The sequence below is a fragment of the Ectobacillus soli genome, from assembly GCF_042610425.1.
Lineage (GTDB): Bacteria > Bacillota > Bacilli > Bacillales > Bacillaceae_G > Ectobacillus.
In genome coordinates, this window is the sequence record NZ_JBGJZM010000001.1 from 774,963 (window position 1) to 792,655 (window position 17,693).

Annotated in this window: 13 protein-coding genes, 2 pseudogenes and 1 riboswitch; all 15 genes and pseudogenes read left to right on the forward strand. The window is 37.9% G+C overall.

What is annotated here, in order from left to right:
* Nucleotides 1–89: 89 nt before the first annotated feature.
* The 15 genes and pseudogenes from asd (at nucleotide 90) to yfmH (ending at nucleotide 17,644) form a co-directional block, all read left to right on the forward strand.
* Nucleotides 90–1,136 carry an aspartate-semialdehyde dehydrogenase gene (gene asd / locus ACAN53_RS04025; protein ID WP_379967365.1) on the forward strand — a complete coding sequence of 349 codons (1,047 nt, stop codon included), beginning with the start codon at nucleotides 90–92 and terminating at the stop codon, nucleotides 1,134–1,136.
* Nucleotides 1,137–1,159: 23 nt separating this feature from the next.
* Nucleotides 1,160–2,380, forward strand: a complete 1,221-nt coding sequence (gene dapG / locus ACAN53_RS04030; RefSeq protein ID WP_379967368.1) for an aspartate kinase — start codon at nucleotides 1,160–1,162, stop codon at nucleotides 2,378–2,380.
* A gap of 17 nt (nucleotides 2,381–2,397) precedes the next feature.
* Entirely contained in the window at nucleotides 2,398–3,276 is an 879-nt protein-coding gene (gene dapA / locus ACAN53_RS04035; RefSeq protein ID WP_379967371.1) for a 4-hydroxy-tetrahydrodipicolinate synthase, read from the forward strand.
* 210 nt (nucleotides 3,277–3,486) lie between these two features.
* Complete coding sequence (locus tag ACAN53_RS04040; protein ID WP_379967374.1) at nucleotides 3,487–5,157, forward strand: ribonuclease J; 1,671 nt, start codon at nucleotides 3,487–3,489, stop codon at nucleotides 5,155–5,157.
* A gap of 144 nt (nucleotides 5,158–5,301) precedes the next feature.
* Complete coding sequence (locus ACAN53_RS04045; protein WP_379967377.1) at nucleotides 5,302–6,036, forward strand: ClpP family protease; 735 nt, start codon at nucleotides 5,302–5,304, stop codon at nucleotides 6,034–6,036.
* A complete protein-coding gene (locus tag ACAN53_RS04050) occupies nucleotides 6,033–6,239 on the forward strand; it encodes a YlzJ-like family protein (protein WP_379967380.1) in 207 nt (68 codons plus the stop codon). The genes ACAN53_RS04045 and ACAN53_RS04050 overlap by 4 nt, the downstream gene beginning before the upstream one ends.
* A 254-nt stretch (nucleotides 6,240–6,493) precedes the next feature.
* A pseudogene (locus ACAN53_RS04055) lies at nucleotides 6,494–7,270 on the forward strand (cell division protein FtsK); the annotation flags it as partial.
* Between the two features lie 120 nt (nucleotides 7,271–7,390).
* Nucleotides 7,391–8,830, forward strand: a pseudogene (locus ACAN53_RS04060) (DNA translocase FtsK); the annotation flags it as partial.
* A 219-nt stretch (nucleotides 8,831–9,049) separates the two neighbouring features.
* A riboswitch (purine riboswitch) is annotated at nucleotides 9,050–9,148 on the forward strand.
* Between the two features lie 239 nt (nucleotides 9,149–9,387).
* A complete protein-coding gene (locus ACAN53_RS04065) occupies nucleotides 9,388–10,113 on the forward strand; it encodes a GntR family transcriptional regulator (protein WP_379967383.1) in 726 nt (241 codons plus the stop codon).
* An 81-nt stretch (nucleotides 10,114–10,194) separates the two neighbouring features.
* Nucleotides 10,195–11,256, forward strand: a complete 1,062-nt coding sequence (locus tag ACAN53_RS04070) for a BMP family lipoprotein (RefSeq protein ID WP_379967386.1) — start codon at nucleotides 10,195–10,197, stop codon at nucleotides 11,254–11,256.
* 99 nt (nucleotides 11,257–11,355) lie between these two features.
* The gene (locus tag ACAN53_RS04075; RefSeq protein WP_379967389.1) at nucleotides 11,356–12,888 is read left to right on the forward strand and encodes an ABC transporter ATP-binding protein; all 1,533 of its coding nucleotides are present in this window, start codon (nucleotides 11,356–11,358) and stop codon (nucleotides 12,886–12,888) included.
* Nucleotides 12,881–13,939, forward strand: a complete 1,059-nt coding sequence (locus tag ACAN53_RS04080; RefSeq protein WP_379967392.1) for an ABC transporter permease — start codon at nucleotides 12,881–12,883, stop codon at nucleotides 13,937–13,939. The genes ACAN53_RS04075 and ACAN53_RS04080 overlap by 8 nt, the downstream gene beginning before the upstream one ends.
* Nucleotides 13,940–14,899, forward strand: coding sequence for an ABC transporter permease (locus ACAN53_RS04085; RefSeq protein ID WP_379967395.1), 960 nt, complete (start codon nucleotides 13,940–13,942; stop codon nucleotides 14,897–14,899). It abuts the gene before it with no gap.
* Nucleotides 14,900–15,084: 185 nt separating this feature from the next.
* Nucleotides 15,085–16,359, forward strand: a complete 1,275-nt coding sequence (gene yfmF, locus ACAN53_RS04090; protein ID WP_379967398.1) for an EF-P 5-aminopentanol modification-associated protein YfmF — start codon at nucleotides 15,085–15,087, stop codon at nucleotides 16,357–16,359.
* Nucleotide 16,360: 1 nt separating this feature from the next.
* Nucleotides 16,361–17,644 carry an EF-P 5-aminopentanol modification-associated protein YfmH gene (yfmH, locus tag ACAN53_RS04095; protein ID WP_379967401.1) on the forward strand — a complete coding sequence of 428 codons (1,284 nt, stop codon included), beginning with the start codon at nucleotides 16,361–16,363 and terminating at the stop codon, nucleotides 17,642–17,644.
* Nucleotides 17,645–17,693 lie beyond the last annotated feature (49 nt).

Sequence of the window (17,693 nt, forward strand, 5' to 3'; positions counted from 1 at the left end):
CTTACAATGTGGTATTATTGATTTCATAAAGATGGAGGATAACTTCATCTTTTTATAAGTACAGGATGTATGTAGAAAGGGGTATAGTGATGGAAAAGAAAAAATCTTTTCATGTCGCTGTAGTTGGAGCAACCGGCGCAGTTGGTGAACAAATGTTAAATACGTTAGAAAAACGCAACTTTCCAATAGAAAAGCTGACGTTATTATCTTCTAAGCGTTCTGCTGGTAAGAAGATTTCCTTTAAAGGAGAAGAAGTAACGGTACAAGAGGCAACACCTGAGAGCTTTGATTCTGTAGATATCGCACTTTTTAGTGCTGGTGGATCCGTTTCTAAATTGCTAGCACCTGAAGCAGCGAAGCGCGGTGCTATTGTTGTTGATAATACAAGTGCATTTCGTATGGATCCAAACGTTCCGCTCGTTGTACCCGAAGTTAACGAGAAGGATGTTTTTCAACATAATGGTATTATCGCAAATCCAAACTGTTCTACAATTCAAATGGTTGTAGCACTTGAACCTATTCGTGCTGCTTACGGATTAAAACGAGTAATTGTTAGTACGTACCAAGCAGTTTCTGGTGCAGGTACAACTGCAATTGAAGAATTGAAAGAACAATCTAGAGCGATGCTAAGCGGAGAAGAAGTACAAGCGAATATTTTACCAGTAAAAAGTGGGGAGAAACATTATCCAATCGCATTTAATACAATCCCACAAATTGATGTGTTCGAAGATAACGGCTTCACCTATGAAGAAATGAAAATGATTAATGAAACGAAAAAAATTATGCATATGCCAGAACTTGAAGTAGCAGCTACTTGTGTTCGTCTTCCTATCGTAGCTGGTCATTCTGAATCTGTGTATATTGAAGTAGAAAACGAAGGTGTAACGGCAGATGATATTCGTAATCTGTTAGCAACTTCAGATGGTATTGTAGTGCAGGATAATCCAGCGGAGCAAGAATATCCAATGCCGTTTTATGCTACAGGAAAAAATGAAGTATTCGTTGGACGTATTCGTAAAGACTTAAATAATGATAAAGGATTCCATCTTTGGGTAGTATCCGATAATTTATTAAAGGGTGCTGCATGGAACTCTGTTCAAATTGCAGAGGGTCTTATAAAATTAGGCCTCGTGTAAGTTTTTAAAGAAGGTGCCAAAATATGAAGATAATTATACAGAAATTCGGCGGTACATCAGTACGCGACGAAAAAGGAAGAAAACATGCGCTTCGCCACATTTCCAATGCCATTCAGGAAGGGTATAAAGTTGTTGTTGTTGTATCCGCAATGGGTCGTAAAGGAGAGCCATATGCTACCGATACTCTCCTTAGTCTCGTACATGATAAACAGTCCCATATCTCTAACCGAGAAAAGGATTTACTTTTATCATGCGGCGAGCTTATTTCGGCTATTGTATTTTCTGATATGTTAAATGGTGAAGGGATTAAATCAGCAGCATTAACCGGTGCACAAGCTGGCTTTATCACAACTGAAGATTTTACTAATGCAAGAATTATCGAAATGAAATGTGATCGGATTCTGGAAGAATTTCGACATGCTGATGTTGTTGTTGTAACTGGATTCCAAGGTCAAACAGTAAATGGGGATATTACAACGCTTGGACGAGGTGGCAGCGATACATCTGCCGCTGCATTAGGTGTTGCTCTTCATGCAGAATACATTGATATTTTCACAGATGTAGAAGGAATTATGACAGCAGATCCTCGTATCGTGAAAGATGCAAGACCGCTTGATATGGTAACTTATAATGAAATTTGTAATATGGCCTATCAAGGTGCGAAAGTTATACATCCCCGTGCAGTTGAAATTGCGATGAAGGCGAAAGTTCCATTGCGTGTTCGTTCTACCTATTCCGATAGTACAGGGACCCTCGTTTCGGAGTATGAAGGTATTGGTCAAGGGCGACTCATCAAGGAACGACCTGTAACAGGTATTGCACATGTATCAAATGTAACGCAAATAAAAGTTTACGTAAAAAATGCGCCATACAATTTACAAGCACAGGTTTTTAAAGAAATGGCTAACAATCAGATTAGTGTGGATTTAATTAGTATTTCTCCAAATGGCGTTGCATACACAGTAAATGACGACGTAGCGGACTTAGCAATTGAAGTTCTCCATCGAATTGGCTATGATCCAAGTGTTACAAAACACTGTGCGAAAGTATCCATCGTCGGAGCAGGTATGACTGGGGTACCTGGTGTGACTTCTACCATTGTTACAGCTTTGTCCGAAAACGGAGTGCAAATTTTGCAATCAGCTGATAGTCATACGACGATTTGGACGCTTGTAAATGAGAGTGATCTCGTAACAGCCGTGAACGCTTTACATGACGCTTTTGCATTATCGAAAGAAGCATAAAGTCAAGGAGTGGGAGCATGATAGATTTTGGCACAGTCGCAACCGCTATGGTAACACCATTCGATCGCGAAGGAAATATTGATTTTGCAAAAACAACAGAACTTGTGGATTATTTGATTGAGCACGGAACAACTGCATTGGTCGTATGTGGTACAACAGGCGAATCTCCAACGCTTACGACAGACGAAAAAATAGCGTTATTTCAGCATGTTGTAAGTACTGCAAATGGCCGGGTACCGGTTATTGCTGGAACGGGAAGTAATAATACTCGTGCTTCTATAGAGCTAACGAAAAAGGCAGAAGAAACTGGTGTGGACGCGGTTATGCTAGTCGTACCGTACTACAATAAGCCATCGCAAGAAGGTATGTATCAACACTTTTCCACGATTGCAAACAGCACGCCGCTTCCTGTTATTGTGTATAATATTCCAGGACGTACAGTTGTAAGGTTATCAGTGGAAACAATTGTTAGATTATCTCATATTGAAAACATTGTCGCATTAAAGGATGCTACAGGCGATGTGCTTTCCATGACTGAAATAATTGAGCAAACAAACGATACTTTTGCCGTATACAGCGGGGATGATGGGTTAACACTTCCAGCTCTAGCGGTTGGAGCAAATGGCGTCATTTCAGTTGCTGCACATATTATTGGAAATGAAATGCAGGAAATGATTTCCGCTTTTTATGCGGGGGATTACAAGAAAGCACAAAATCTTCATCAGCTTTTACTACGTGTAACCAAAGCAGTATTTATGGCTCCAAATCCAACGGCTGTAAAAGCGGCCCTTGCTATAAATGGATTAGACGTCGGTTCCGTTCGGTTGCCTCTTATCCCATTAACGAATGAAGAACAAACTCGGCTTCAGCAAGTAATGAATACTATTCAGAAATAAATATTTATTACACACTTATAAGTAGTTACGCCACAGTGAAAACCACTGTGGTTTTTTATGTTATTTTATGCAAGAAAGTGAAGAAAAATACGGTTTTATGAATATACATCACTTACGGTAAAGATTTTAACTTGTTTTCTATTTCTTGTTTCAGTTATAATACTCGTAAGTGACTTAGTACGGTTATGCCCATCATGGGGAGGCTATAAGGTGAGAAAGAAAGAGATAGAAAAAGTAAGAGTATTTTCCTTAGGTGGAGTAGGGGAAATCGGAAAGAATATGTATGGAGTCGAAGTAGATTCGGATATTTTTATTGTAGATGCCGGTCTTAAATTTCCGGAAGAAGGAATGTTCGGAATTGATGTAGTAATACCTGACATTACATATTTAGAAGAAAATAAAGAACGAGTAAAAGCAATATTTTTAACGCACGGTCACGAAGATCATATAGGCGGCATTTCATACGTACTAAGGAAGCTGCAAATCCCGGTTTACGGGACTCGTTTAACATTAGGATTATTAGAAGAAAAATTACGAGAAGCAGATTTGCTTGGTCGCGTCACATTAAAACCAATTGATGCAAATTCAATCGTTATGTTTGACCAAACATCTGTATCATTTTTTCGGACGAACCACAGTATACCTGATTCAGTAGGAGTTGCAGTTCATACATCGCAGGGAGCAATCGTCTACACAGGTGATTTTAAATTTGACCAAACGCCAGTGGATAACTATCGTGCGGACATTGGTAAAATGGCTAAGTTAGGGAACGACGGGGTTCTTTGTTTGCTTTCAGATAGCACAAATGCAGAGCGTCCAGGTTATACTGGGTCTGAAAAGGCAGTAGGAGCAGAAATTTCTAAAGTTTTTAGTAGTGCAGAAGGTCGAATTTTAATTGCAACATTCGCATCCAATGTGCACAGAATTCAACAAGTATTTGATGCAGCACAAGAACATGATCGTAAAATGGCAGTGGTAGGAAAAAGTATGGTGAAAGTTGTCGATGTTGCTAATACTTTAGGTTACTTACATATCCCCCAAGATATGATCATTTCATCTCAAGATATTGACCAGTACGACGATAATAAAATTGCAATTTTAACTACTGGTAGTCAAGGAGAGCCAATGGCTGCATTATCTCGAATGGCAAAACAAGCACATAAGCAAGTTTCTATTCGACCAAATGATACAGTTATTATTGCTGCTTCGCCGATTCCGGGAAATGAAACTTCTGTTTCTAAGACAGTAGATTTATTATTTAGAGCGGGTGCCAACGTAATTTATTCTGGACAAAGAAAGATTCATGTATCCGGTCATGGTAGTCAAGAAGAGTTAAAGCTTATGCTGAATTTGATGAAGCCAAAATATTTTATTCCAGTTCATGGTGAATACCGTATGCAAACGGCTCATGCAAAATTAGCCCGAGATATTGGAATAGATAATGATCACATTTTTATCGTGGATAAAGGTGATGTTATTGAATTTCAAGAAGGACAACATAAAGGTGTTGGAAAAGTGCATGCAGGGAATGTGCTGATTGATGGATTAGGTGTTGGCGACGTAGGAAACATCGTTTTACGAGATCGTAAGCTCCTTTCACAGGACGGAATTCTTGTTGTAGTTATAACTCTTAGCAAAGCAACGAAACAAATCGTTTCTGGTCCAGAGATTATTTCACGAGGATTTGTCTATGTACGAGAATCAGAAGAACTTATTGAAGAGTCTGTGAAGCGTGCAAAAGATATTATTGAAGTTTCGGTAAGAGCAAATAGTGTAGAGTGGTCATCCCTGAAGCAAAGTATACGAGAATCATTGAGCCAATTCTTGTTTGAAAAAACAAAACGTAGACCAATGATTTTACCAATCATTATGGAAGTTTAAATGATGGATGGAAAGAGGAGGAAGGTGCAATTTTTTCGCACCTTCCTCCTTTTTGTTTGAACTTGATCATGTTTTATTTATTTTCGAATGAAAATATGTGTCCTACACAATACTAAGGCTATACACATGAAAGGGGCACATGAAATGGGAGATCGGGACTATATAAACAACGATGATATTGATAAAAGGCAGGATGCGAAAGATTCTCTCGTTGAAAAAATTCAGCAGCTTGGGCAAACAAATATTCCGCAAATGAGTGAATCTCGCATTCATTGCTTAACGATTATTGGTCAAATTGAAGGACATATCCAGCTTCCTCCTCAAAATAAAACAACAAAGTATGAACATTTGATACCACAGCTCGTAGCAATTGAACAAAATCCCAAAATTGAAGGATTACTTGTTTTACTTAATACAGTAGGGGGGGATGTAGAGGCTGGATTAGCTATTTCAGAAATGATTGCTTCGCTTTCTAAGCCTACCGTATCTATTGTATTAGGGGGAGGCCATTCAATAGGAGTTCCAATTGCCGTGTCTACGGATTACTCGTTTATTGTAGAAACTGCTACAATGACTGTTCATCCAATACGTTTAACAGGACTAGTTATAGGGGTTCCGCAGACATTTGAATACTTAGATAAAATGCAGGAACGAGTGATTCGATTTGTGACAAAGCATTCAAATATTACAGAGGATCGTTTTAAAGAGCTGATGTTTGCTAAGGGAAATTTAACTCGTGATATTGGTACGAATGTAGTAGGAGCAGATTCCGTGAAATATGGCCTAATAAACGAAGTAGGAGGCATCGGTGAAGCTATTCAAAAATTAAATGAGTTAATGGATTACCGAGATTCAAGTGAAGAGGGATTACTATCATGATTTTGTATACGATTATGCCCGAATATTGCATATATCCACAGGATGAATCTGTATACTATGAACAAAAACAAATTACGTACGAGGGTATTGATATGCTTGTTAAACAAGGAGAAAACGGAGAATATCAAGTTGTTCGAATTATGAGTAGCGACCCGCAGCATTTTCTTGCTTTTTCACCTGGTCAAAGTATTCCGGTGCGTTGAAAAGCAGGAATTTGATAGGTTTGTATGGTATACTATACGAGAAAAAGAACGAAGCAGCCTATATCGGCTGCTTTCTTCCATTTATCCAGCTCCAACAAAACGAAAAAAGGTAACTACTTACATGAAATGCTGAAAGGGCTTGTTTCGAATGGATTACTGTTGTAGCAGAATAGTAAATTACACAGTAGCGAAAGGAACGTTAGGATTATACAAACAGGAATGAAGTTCCATTCGCTTGAAATAGAGGTGAAATAATGGTTAAGAAAAAGCCAAGAGGAAGAAAAACGAAAGAAAAAACAGGCATTCAACCTACGATGTATTATGAGATTATCGGTCTGATTCTTTTTGCACTTTCCCTTATTACGATTTTGCAACTCGGCATCGTGGGAAAAGCACTCGTATTATTTTTCCGCTTTTTCTTCGGAGAATGGTATATGATCGGCGTAATAGGTCTTATAGCACTGTCTGTTGCGTTTGTTATTCAACGTAATTGGCCAAATTTGCTAAATAAGCGACTAATCGGCGTATATTTTATTGTACTTGCTATTGTTATGTTTAGTCATATTACACTAGTACAAAACTTAACAAAAAATGGTCAGTTTACAAATCCTTCTGTTATTGTAAACACAAAAAATTTATTTATGCTAGAAGCGACAAATAAAGTTGGTTCAGTGAATTTAGGTGGTGGCATGGTTGGAGCAATCATGTTTGCTATGTGTTTTTTTCTGTTTGATGAAACCGGAGCCTACATCATAGGTGGAATTCTTATTGTACTTGGTATATTGTGTATTACTAACAAACATATTGGTGAAGTACTTGCACCTATCCTTTCCTTAGTTCGTAAACAACTGAGCGCATTTTCTAGTGACATCAGGGGATGGAAGGTAAGTAGGGTGAAGCAAACGGAAAAGAAAAAAACAGCGAAGGTACGAAGGGAACCCCTTGAAACAGTAAACATAGAGCAAGATGAACCGGAGCAAACAGAAGAAATTGAGACAGTACCTCCTATCATTTCTAATTTTACAGAACATACAGAGCATTCTTCTCCAATTGAATCACCAAAGGGTGAATCGAATCAGGTGGAAGTACAAAAGGGTGATACGCAAGCGCACGACGTACCCGAACCAGTTGAGATGGAACCGACTATGAATTTTACTGATATAGAAAACAAAGACTATCAATTGCCTTCTCTTGACTTGCTTCGTCTTCCAGACAATAAGCATATTTCTAATGAAAATGATTTAATCTATGATAATGCAAGAAAGTTAGAGCGAACATTTAAAAGTTTCGGTGTAAAGGCAAAAGTGACAAAAGTACATAGAGGACCTGCCGTAACCAAATATGAAGTATATCCTGACTTAGGAGTGAAGGTAAGTAAAATAGTAAGTCTAAGCGATGATATTGCCCTTGCACTGGCCGCAAAGGACATTCGAATCGAGGCACCAATCCCTGGAAAGTCAGCCATTGGTATTGAAGTACCAAATGCAGAAGTTGCAATTGTTACACTTCGCGAAGTGTTGGAGTCGAAAGGGAATAATCGTCCTGAGGAGAAATTATTGATTGGTCTTGGACGAGATATTACAGGTGAGGCAGTCATGGCACGACTAAATAAAATGCCGCATTTACTAGTAGCTGGTGCAACAGGTAGTGGGAAAAGTGTGTGCATTAATGGTATTATTACGAGTATATTAATGAGAGCGAAGCCACACGAAGTAAAGATGATGATGATTGACCCGAAAATGGTCGAACTGAATGTCTATAATGGTGTACCGCACTTACTTGTTCCGGTTGTAACAGATCCGAAAAAAGCATCGCAGGCGTTAAAAAAAGTAGTAGGTGAAATGGAACGACGGTATGAACTATTTGCGCATACGGGAACACGTAATATTGAAGGATACAATACTCATGTGAAACAATACAATGAAGAAGCAGAGGCAAAGCAACCGTTTTTGCCATATATTGTTGTCATTGTAGACGAGTTAGCTGATCTAATGATGGTTGCTTCATCAGATGTGGAAGATGCTATTATGCGATTGGCACAAATGGCACGTGCTGCAGGTATACATTTGATTCTTGCAACGCAACGACCTTCTGTTGATGTCATTACGGGAGTCATTAAGGCAAATATTCCATCACGCATTGCGTTCGCGGTTTCTTCTCAAACAGACTCACGTACGATATTGGATTCTGGAGGGGCTGAAAAACTATTGGGGCGTGGGGATATGTTGTTTCTTCCTGTTGGCGCTTCTAAGCCTGTACGTGTACAAGGAGCTTTCATGTCGGACGATGAAGTAGAGCGTATCGTAAATTACGTTATTTCACAGCAAAAGGCGCAGTATCAAGAAGATATGATCCCACAAGGAGTGGAAGTAAGCCAAGAGGTTGAAGATGATTTGTATGATGATGCAGTTCGCTTGATTGTTGAAATACAAACAGCATCGGTTAGCATGCTACAGCGAAGATTTCGCATTGGATATACGCGAGCTGCTAGGCTGATTGATGCGATGGAGGCTAATGGAGTGGTCGGCCCTTATGAAGGTAGTAAGCCAAGAATTGTTTTATGGAAAGAAATGCAAGAAAAAAGTTCGTGATATAACGTAGTTTGAAGACGGATGGATTCTCACGCCGTCTTCATTTGTGTAGAAAATATCTATTATGTATATGCAAAAAATAAAATGAGAAAACTACAAACAACTCGTTGGGGATGAAAAAACAACGAAATATCAAAGATTGACGACTTTTGAATTATGTTGACATCGTTTACAGTCACATGTTAAGATTTACGACGAAATAGCGTGAATAAGTAGCTTGATTTAACAGATAACACACCTCATATAGTATTGGTAAATGGTTCAAAGGTTTCTATCTAGCAGCCACAAAATGAGAATATGAGGGAAGATATAATGCATTGGTATTGGTTTTAACATACTTGTGCTCTGATTTTCTCAAAAAATAAGGGAAAGTGTAGAGTACATTTTTTATGCACAAAATTTAATAGTTTTTACATAAAAACTAAAAAAATCCTAAAAACCCTTTATATGTTGATTTTATATTTAGATATTTACAAAATAATGATATATTAGATGGGGATATATAGGATAAGACGTCTAACATCAGATGTCGAATAATTGAATATTGGGGGATTCGGATGTCAATTAGGTCAGATAATCGCCATCTTTATTTGCGGGTCATAGACCGGATTAAAGAAGATATTGCAAGTGGCATGTATAAAGAAAAACAAAAATTACCATCAGAATTCGATTTAGCGAAAGAACTCGGTGTGTCAAGGGCAACATTGCGAGAAGCACTTCGAATTTTAGAAGAAGAAAATGTAATCGTTCGTCGTCATGGAGTGGGCACATTTGTGAACGCCAAACCAATGTTTTCATCTGGAATCGAACAGCTTTCTAGTATTACAGACATGATTACAGATGCTGGTAAGAGTCCAGGTACGATTTTTCTTTCTTCTTCTGTTATGAGTCTAACGGAGGAAGAAAAAGAAAAATTTAAAAATGAAGATAGTATGGACGTATTTACAATTGAACGTGTACGTACAGCAGATGGGGAGCCGGTCGTCTATTGTGTGGACAAGCTTCCACAACATATTTTGCCGGATTTATCAGAATATAAAGAAGAATCACTCCTGAATATTATTCATAAAAAGACAAACAAACGAGTTACATATGCTGTCGCGTATATCGAACCTCTCGGATATCATCCGAAAGTGTCGCCAATATTGGAATGTAGTCCTGAAACAGCTTTACTCGTTTTGAAGCAAATGCATTATGACCAAAGCGACGAGCCAATTCTGTATTCGATTAACTATTTTCGAGCTGATACATTTAGCTTTCATGTTCTACGAAAACGTTTGTAACGTCCCTTTTCCTTTTGAGGAGGTGACAATCTTTCAAAAGGGACAGTCAACGAATATAGAGAAATCAAGGAGGATGCTAGTATGAAAAAAAAGGCAGCACTTTTCTTATCACTCACACTTGCAGTTAGTGCCATTTTGGGAGCTTGTGGAACTTCTAGTTCAAATAATGTAAGCAAATCGAATAGCTTTAAGGTAGGTATGGTAACGGATGTTGGCGGTGTAGATGACAAATCGTTTAATCAATCTGCATGGGAAGGCTTAAAGCAATTTGGTAAAGATGCTGGATTAAAAGAAAATGAAGGGTATCGCTATTTACAATCTACGCAAAACTCAGACTATGAGCCAAATTTAACAAAATTTGCAGAGCAAAATTATAATTTAACATTTGGAATTGGATACTTAATGACAGATGCGATTGGTAAAGTAGCTGATCAATTTAAAAACAATCAATTTGCTATTGTGGATAGTGTTGTCAATAAGCCTAATGTAACAAGTATTACATTTAAAGAAAATGAAGGCTCTTTTCTTGTTGGTGCAATTGCAGCAATGACAACGAAATCAAATAAGATTGGCTTTATAGGCGGGGTAAAAAGCCCGTTAATTCAAAAATTCGAATATGGTTTTATGGCCGGTGCAAAAGCAGTAAATCCCAAAATTGAAATTGTATCCGAATATGCAGATGCATTTGATAAGCCAGACAAAGGTTCTGTATTAGCGTCTGCTATGTATGGCCAAGGCGTTGACGTAATTTATCATGCGTCTGGTGCAACTGGAAATGGCGTATTTACAGAAGCGAAAAATCGTAAGAAAAAAGGTCAAACTGTATGGGTAATTGGTGTTGACCGTGATCAAAGTCAAGAAGGTATGCCTGAAAATGTAACATTGACTTCTATGGTAAAACGCGTTGATGTTGCTGTCACAGAAGTGGCAAAAGAAGAAAAGGACGGGACGCTTAAAGGTGGAACGGTCAAAGAATTTGGTTTAAAGGATAAAGGGATTGACATCGCTCCTACTACAGATAATGTAGCGAAGGATGCGTTAGCAAAAGTAGATGAGTTCAAGAAACAAATCTTAGATGGCACAATTAAAGTACCAGCAACAGAACAAGAATATAAAACATATGAAGCTTCTCTACAAAAGTAATATATAGCAGAGAAATAGCAAAGGTTAGTTCTTAGAACTAACCTTTGTATGTGTATAAAAGAAAATAAGCTGATGCTTCCAAATGGAGGAGGTTAGTTCGTGGACTATGTAATTGAGATGAATCATATTACAAAACTATTTCCTGGTATTAAAGCAAACGATAATATTACTCTCCAAGTGAAGCAAGGAGAAATTCATGCGTTGCTCGGGGAAAATGGAGCCGGGAAATCAACATTAATGAATATATTATTTGGATTGTATCAACCAGAGGAAGGAGAAATTAAAGTAAAAGGGAAACCGGTAAAAATTACGAGTCCTAGCGTTGCCAATCATTTAGGCATTGGCATGGTGCATCAGCATTTTATGCTAGTGAACAATTTTACTGTCACAGAAAATATTATTTTAGGAAATGAGCCAAAAAAGGGTGGAACGATAAACATTGAAGAAGCTGCAAAGGCCATCCAACGTTTATCTGAACAATATGGATTATCTGTTGATCCGTATGCAAAGATTGAGGACATTTCTGTCGGTATGCAGCAGCGTGTAGAAATTTTAAAAATCCTATACCGAGGTGCAGAAATTTTAATTTTTGATGAGCCAACGGCTGTGTTAACACCGCAAGAAATTAAAGAATTAATCGGTATAATGAAACTTCTAGTACAAGAAGGAAAATCCATTATATTAATTACACATAAACTTAAGGAAATTATGGAAGTGTCTGATCGCTGTACAATTATACGGAAAGGAAAAGGGATTGGAACAGTCGATATTGCGAGTACGAATAAGCAACACCTTGCTGAATTAATGGTAGGTCGTGAAGTGAATTTTAGAACGGAAAAAATAGAAGCCCATCCAATGCAAGAAGTATTGAAAATTTCGGATTTGATTGTAAATGATACGCGCAGTTTACCTGCTGTAAAAGAACTTGACTTAACTGTTCGTGCTGGAGAAATTGTAGGAATTGCAGGGGTAGATGGAAATGGACAAAGTGAGCTAATTGAAGCAATTACAGGCTTACGAAAAGTTGAGTCAGGCTCTATTATGCTTCGCGGAAAAGACATTACCAATCTGCCTACCCGTTGTATTACAGAAGAAGGCATCGGACACATTCCGGAAGACCGTCATAAGCATGGTTTAATACTCGATTTTTCTGTTCGAGATAATATGGTACTTCAAACGTATTATAAAAAACCTTTCTCATCTAAAGGAATGTTACATTTTGAAAAGATGAAGGAAAAAGCAAAAGCCCTTATTGCACAGTTTGATGTGCGGACAGCTGGAATCGATACTTTAGCACGATCGCTCTCTGGGGGGAATCAACAAAAAGCAATTATTGCTCGCGAGGTTGATCGTAATCCAGAATTACTTATTGCAGCACAGCCAACCCGCGGTCTAGATGTTGGGGCTATCGAATTTATTCACAAAAAGCTTGTAGAGCAACGAGATAACGGAAAGGCTGTTCTTCTCATATCGCTAGAATTAGATGAAATATTGAACGTTAGTGATCGCATTGCTGTAATTTATGAAGGGAAAATAGTCGGTATTGTAAATGCCAAAGAGACAAATGAACAGGAACTTGGACTTCTTATGGCGGGCGGAAAGCAGGAAGAGAAGGTGAATTCACATGAGTAACGGATTTATTTCTTCGCGTATGACTACTATTCTCGTGCCAGTACTGTCTGCCATTTTTGGCTTATTAGTTGGAGCCATTATCATGTTTGTCAGCGGCTATAACCCTGTTGATGGATATGCATCACTATGGGATGGCATGTTTGGAAACCCACGTGCAATCGGTGAAACAATCCGTTCGATGATTCCACTTGTATTGGCGGGACTATCAGTTGCTTTTGCTTATCGGACAGGGTTGTTTAATATCGGTGTGGAGGGGCAGCTTCTCGTTGGCTGGCTTACATCTGTATGGTTCGGTTATGCATTTCATTTACCGTCTTTTCTCCATATTCCATTAGCGATTATAGCAGCAGCACTAGCTGGTGCTATCTGGGGATTTATACCAGGATTGTTAAAAGGAAAGTTTAAAGTAAATGAAGTTATCGTTACGATTATGATGAATTATATTGCACTTTATGTTACGTATGATTTAATAAAGAGATTTTTAAATGCTGGGAATGAAAAATCATATACAATTCAACAAAGTGCATCGCTTGCTTCGCCTTTCTTAGCGAATCTAACAGACCATTCCCGTTTGCATTGGGGAATTATTGTAGCCGTTTTAGGAGCTATTATTATGTGGTTTGTTTTAGATCGAACTACGCTTGGCTATGAATTAAAGGCGGTTGGCTTTAATCAAAGCGCCTCCAAATATGCAGGTATGAAAGTGTCGCGTAATGTTATCCTATCGATGACTATTGCAGGTGCCTTTGCGGGTATAGGAGGTGCAATGGAGGGATTAGGAACATTCCAAAGTATGAATGCTATGTCATCATTCACAGGTATTGGGTTTGATGGGATTGCTGTGGCACTCCTTGGTGGAAATAATCCATTTGGTATTTTATTTGCAGCCCTTTTATTTGGTGGATTAAAAAGTGGTGCACCGCAAATGAACTTTAATGCGAATGTTCCATCTGAACTTATTAACGTTATTATAGCTTGTATCATCTTTTTTGTAGCTTGCAGCTATGTGCTTCGCTGGGCACTTTTACGCTTTAGTAAGGAGGACAAATAAATGAGCTTCCTAGACATTCTTGCTATTATCATTTCTGGGACTTTATACACAGCAGCACCACTTATTTTCACTGCACTTGGTGGAATATTTAGTGAGCGCTCGGGTGTCGTAAATATAGCACTAGAAGGATTTATGTTATTTGGTGCCTTTATTGGTATTCTTACCACATTACTAATGGGAAGTTCATGGGGACCTATTACTCCTTATATTTCTCTTTTGTTTGCAGCGGTAGCTTGCGGAATATTTGCACTGCTCCATGCACTTGCCTCCATTACATTTAAAGCAGATCAAGTTGTAAGCGGAGTAGCGATTAATTTTCTATCACTTGGTTTATCCGTATTTGCAATTAAAAAGATTTTTGATAAAGGACAAACGGATTTTATTCAATTTCGTATTGAAAAAATTGATATACCTGGTCTTTCTCACATACCTGTTCTGGGTAAGATATTTTTCTCAAATGTGCCGCTCACCTCATATATTGCCATTCTTCTAGCTTTTGTTGTGTGGTACATTATTTTTAAAACGCCCTTTGGCCTTCGTCTTCGTGCTGTCGGCGAGCACCCAATGGCTGCTGATACAATGGGAATCAATGTATATAAAATGCGCTATACAGCTGTATTCATATCCGGTATGTTTGCTGGTATTGGAGGAGCCGTATATGCTACATCTATTTCCAATAATTTTTCAGGGACCACTATAACAGGTCAAGGCTTTCTTGCGCTCGCTGCTATGATTTTTGGGAAATGGCATCCGATTGGTGCGCTAGGAGCAGCCTTATTCTTTGGATTTGCACAATCTCTTGCTATAACAGGTGGAACTCTTCCTTTTTTACAAGGTATTCCATCTGTGATTTTAACTATATTACCATACGTCTTAACAATATTAGCTCTTGTAGGATTTGTTGGACGTTCAGAAGCTCCAAAGGCGTTGGGAACACCATATGAAAAAGGAAAGAAATAAAGGAAGCCTTTTTTAATGAGAATAGATTTTCTGATTAGTATGTAAAAAAAACTCGCGACTCTTCGCGAGTTTTTTTGCAAGTAAATCTTATTTTGTCCATATACTATGTAGACATCACCAAAGTTGCAAATAGATGTGGAAAAACGGTATATTGAAGAAGACTATTTGGTAAAGGAGGAATAAATATGGAAATAAAGCAGCATGTACAGAAAATTGCAGGACTAACTGTTCATACTATACGTACTGTAAAGTATAAAACAAATACACTTGTACTTCGCATGAAGGCACCTCTTTCACTAGGCACTGTATCTTACCGAGCTCTACTTCCTTACGTTCTTCAAAGTGGAACAAAAACACTTCCTTCCGTGAAGGCGGTAAGAGAATATGTAGAAGACATGTACGGTGCATCATTAGCGGTAGATGTGAGTAAAAAAGGTGAAGAACATATTATCTCTCTTTATATGGACGTTGCAAATGAAATCTATTTGCATGATGCACCGCCTCTTTTAGAAAAAGCAATTAGCATGTTAGCAGATGTACTGCAACGCCCAGCTATAGAAGATGGTATATTCCTTTCCACTATTGTTGAAGCAGAAAAACGTGCGTTAATTCAACGGATTGATTCTATATATGACGATAAAATGAGGTATGCAAGCGAACGGCTTATACAAGAAATGTGCCAGAATGAGGACTATCGCTATAGTTCAAATGGAACAAAAGAAGAAGTTTCAACTATTACACCTACTTCACTCTTTCAATATTATCAAAAGGCGCTTGCTGAAGATGAAATTGATTTGTACCTCGTTGGAGATTTGCCAGAAGAAACGGATTTACTTGTACAAAAATATTTTGATTTACCTGAGAGAAAGTTAAATGAACGCCATGGAAGTTACGTAAGGACTACTGTACAAAAAGAAAAAGAAGTCATCGAGCAACAAGACATAAAGCAAAGTAAATTACATATTGGCTACCGTACAAATATTACCTATAAAGACGAAGCCTATTTTGCTCTGCAGGTGTTTAATGGATTGTTCGGTGGATTCTCACATTCTAAGCTATTCGTAAATGTTCGTGAAAAAAACAGTCTTGCTTACTATGCTGCATCTCGGTATGAAAGCCATAAAGGATTGCTTTTTGTCATGTCAGGAATTCAAGCTAGTAACTATGAAAAAGCGTTGTCTATTATTAAGGAACAGCTAGAAGCAATGCAAAGTGGAGATTTTACGGAGGAAGATTTAATCCAAACGAAGGCTGTTATCGTTAATCAAATTTTGGAGACAATTGATACGCCAAGGGGTCTTATCGAAATCTTATACCATAATGTTGTCTCAGGCGTGGAACGTTCGATGGAACAATGGATTCCTGAAATTAATAAAGTGACAAAAGAAGAAGTGATAGCAGCTGCAAAGAATATCATGATGGATACGGTTTACCTATTACGTGGATCGGAGGAGGGATAGGATGAATACAATTTCTTTTGATCAACTAAAGGAAGAACTAATGTATGAAAAGCTGCCAAATGGCTTGGATGTATACATTTTGCCAAAGCCAGGATTTAACAAAACATATGCAACGTTTACGACGAAATATGGTAGCATTGATAATATATTTGTTCCGATGAAAAAAAGTGAATATGTGCATGTTCCTGATGGAATTGCTCATTTTCTTGAGCATAAATTGTTTGAAAAAGAAGATCATGATGCATTCCAGTTGTTTAGTAAACAAGGAGCATCCTCTAATGCCTTTACATCGTTTACTCGAACTGCATATTTGTTTTCTTGTACATCGAATGTGGACACGAATTTGAGCACATTACTTGATTTTGTACAATCACCATATTTTACTGAAAAAACGGTGGAAAAGGAAAAAGGGATTATCGGACAAGAAATTCAAATGTATCAAGATAATCCAGATTGGCGGTTGTATTTCGGTTTAATCGAGAGTATGTATGAGAAACACCCTGTGAAAATTGATATTGCTGGTACGATACAATCTATTAGCGCAATTACGAAGGATTTGTTGTATGAATGTTACAATACATTTTATCATCCTAGTAATATGCTGTTATTTGTTGTGGGACCCGTTGATCCTGTAAAAATGATGGACTTGATTCGTGATAATCAAGCGAAAAAGAATTATAGTAAACAGCCAGAAATTAAGAGATCTTTTGAAGATGAACAAGATGAAGCTGCAACGAAAAAACTTGTAATTCCGATGTCGGTACAAACATCAAAATGTTTAGTAGGTATAAAAGGAAAGAGTCCGAAATATACAGGTCGTGAGAAGCTGAAGTATGAAATGATGATTTCCCTACTTCTTGACTGCTTATTTGGGAAAAGTTCGAGTAATTATGAGCAGCTTTATCATGATGAACTCATTGATGATACGTTTTCGTACGATTACACAGAAGAAACTAGCTTTGGCTTTGCGATGATTGGCGGAGATACAAAAGATCCAGATGAACTAGCCAAACGAATCATTACTATTTTACTTCAAACGAACGATAGTACTTTATCTGAAGAAGTAGTAGCTCGTGCGAAAAAGAAAAAAATAGGTGGGTTCTTGCGCTCATTAAACTCACCAGAATATATAGCAAATCAATTCACACGCTATTCATTTAATGGTTCAAATTTGTTCGATGTACTTTCTATTCTGGAAGAAATTACAGCACAGGATATTTGGAATGCTGCTAATGAATGTATAGATGAAAAGCGTATTAGCATTTGTCAAATTGTTTCGAAATAGTCTATAGAGGAAAGCATCCATCTGGATGCTTTTTCATTGGGAAAGGGAT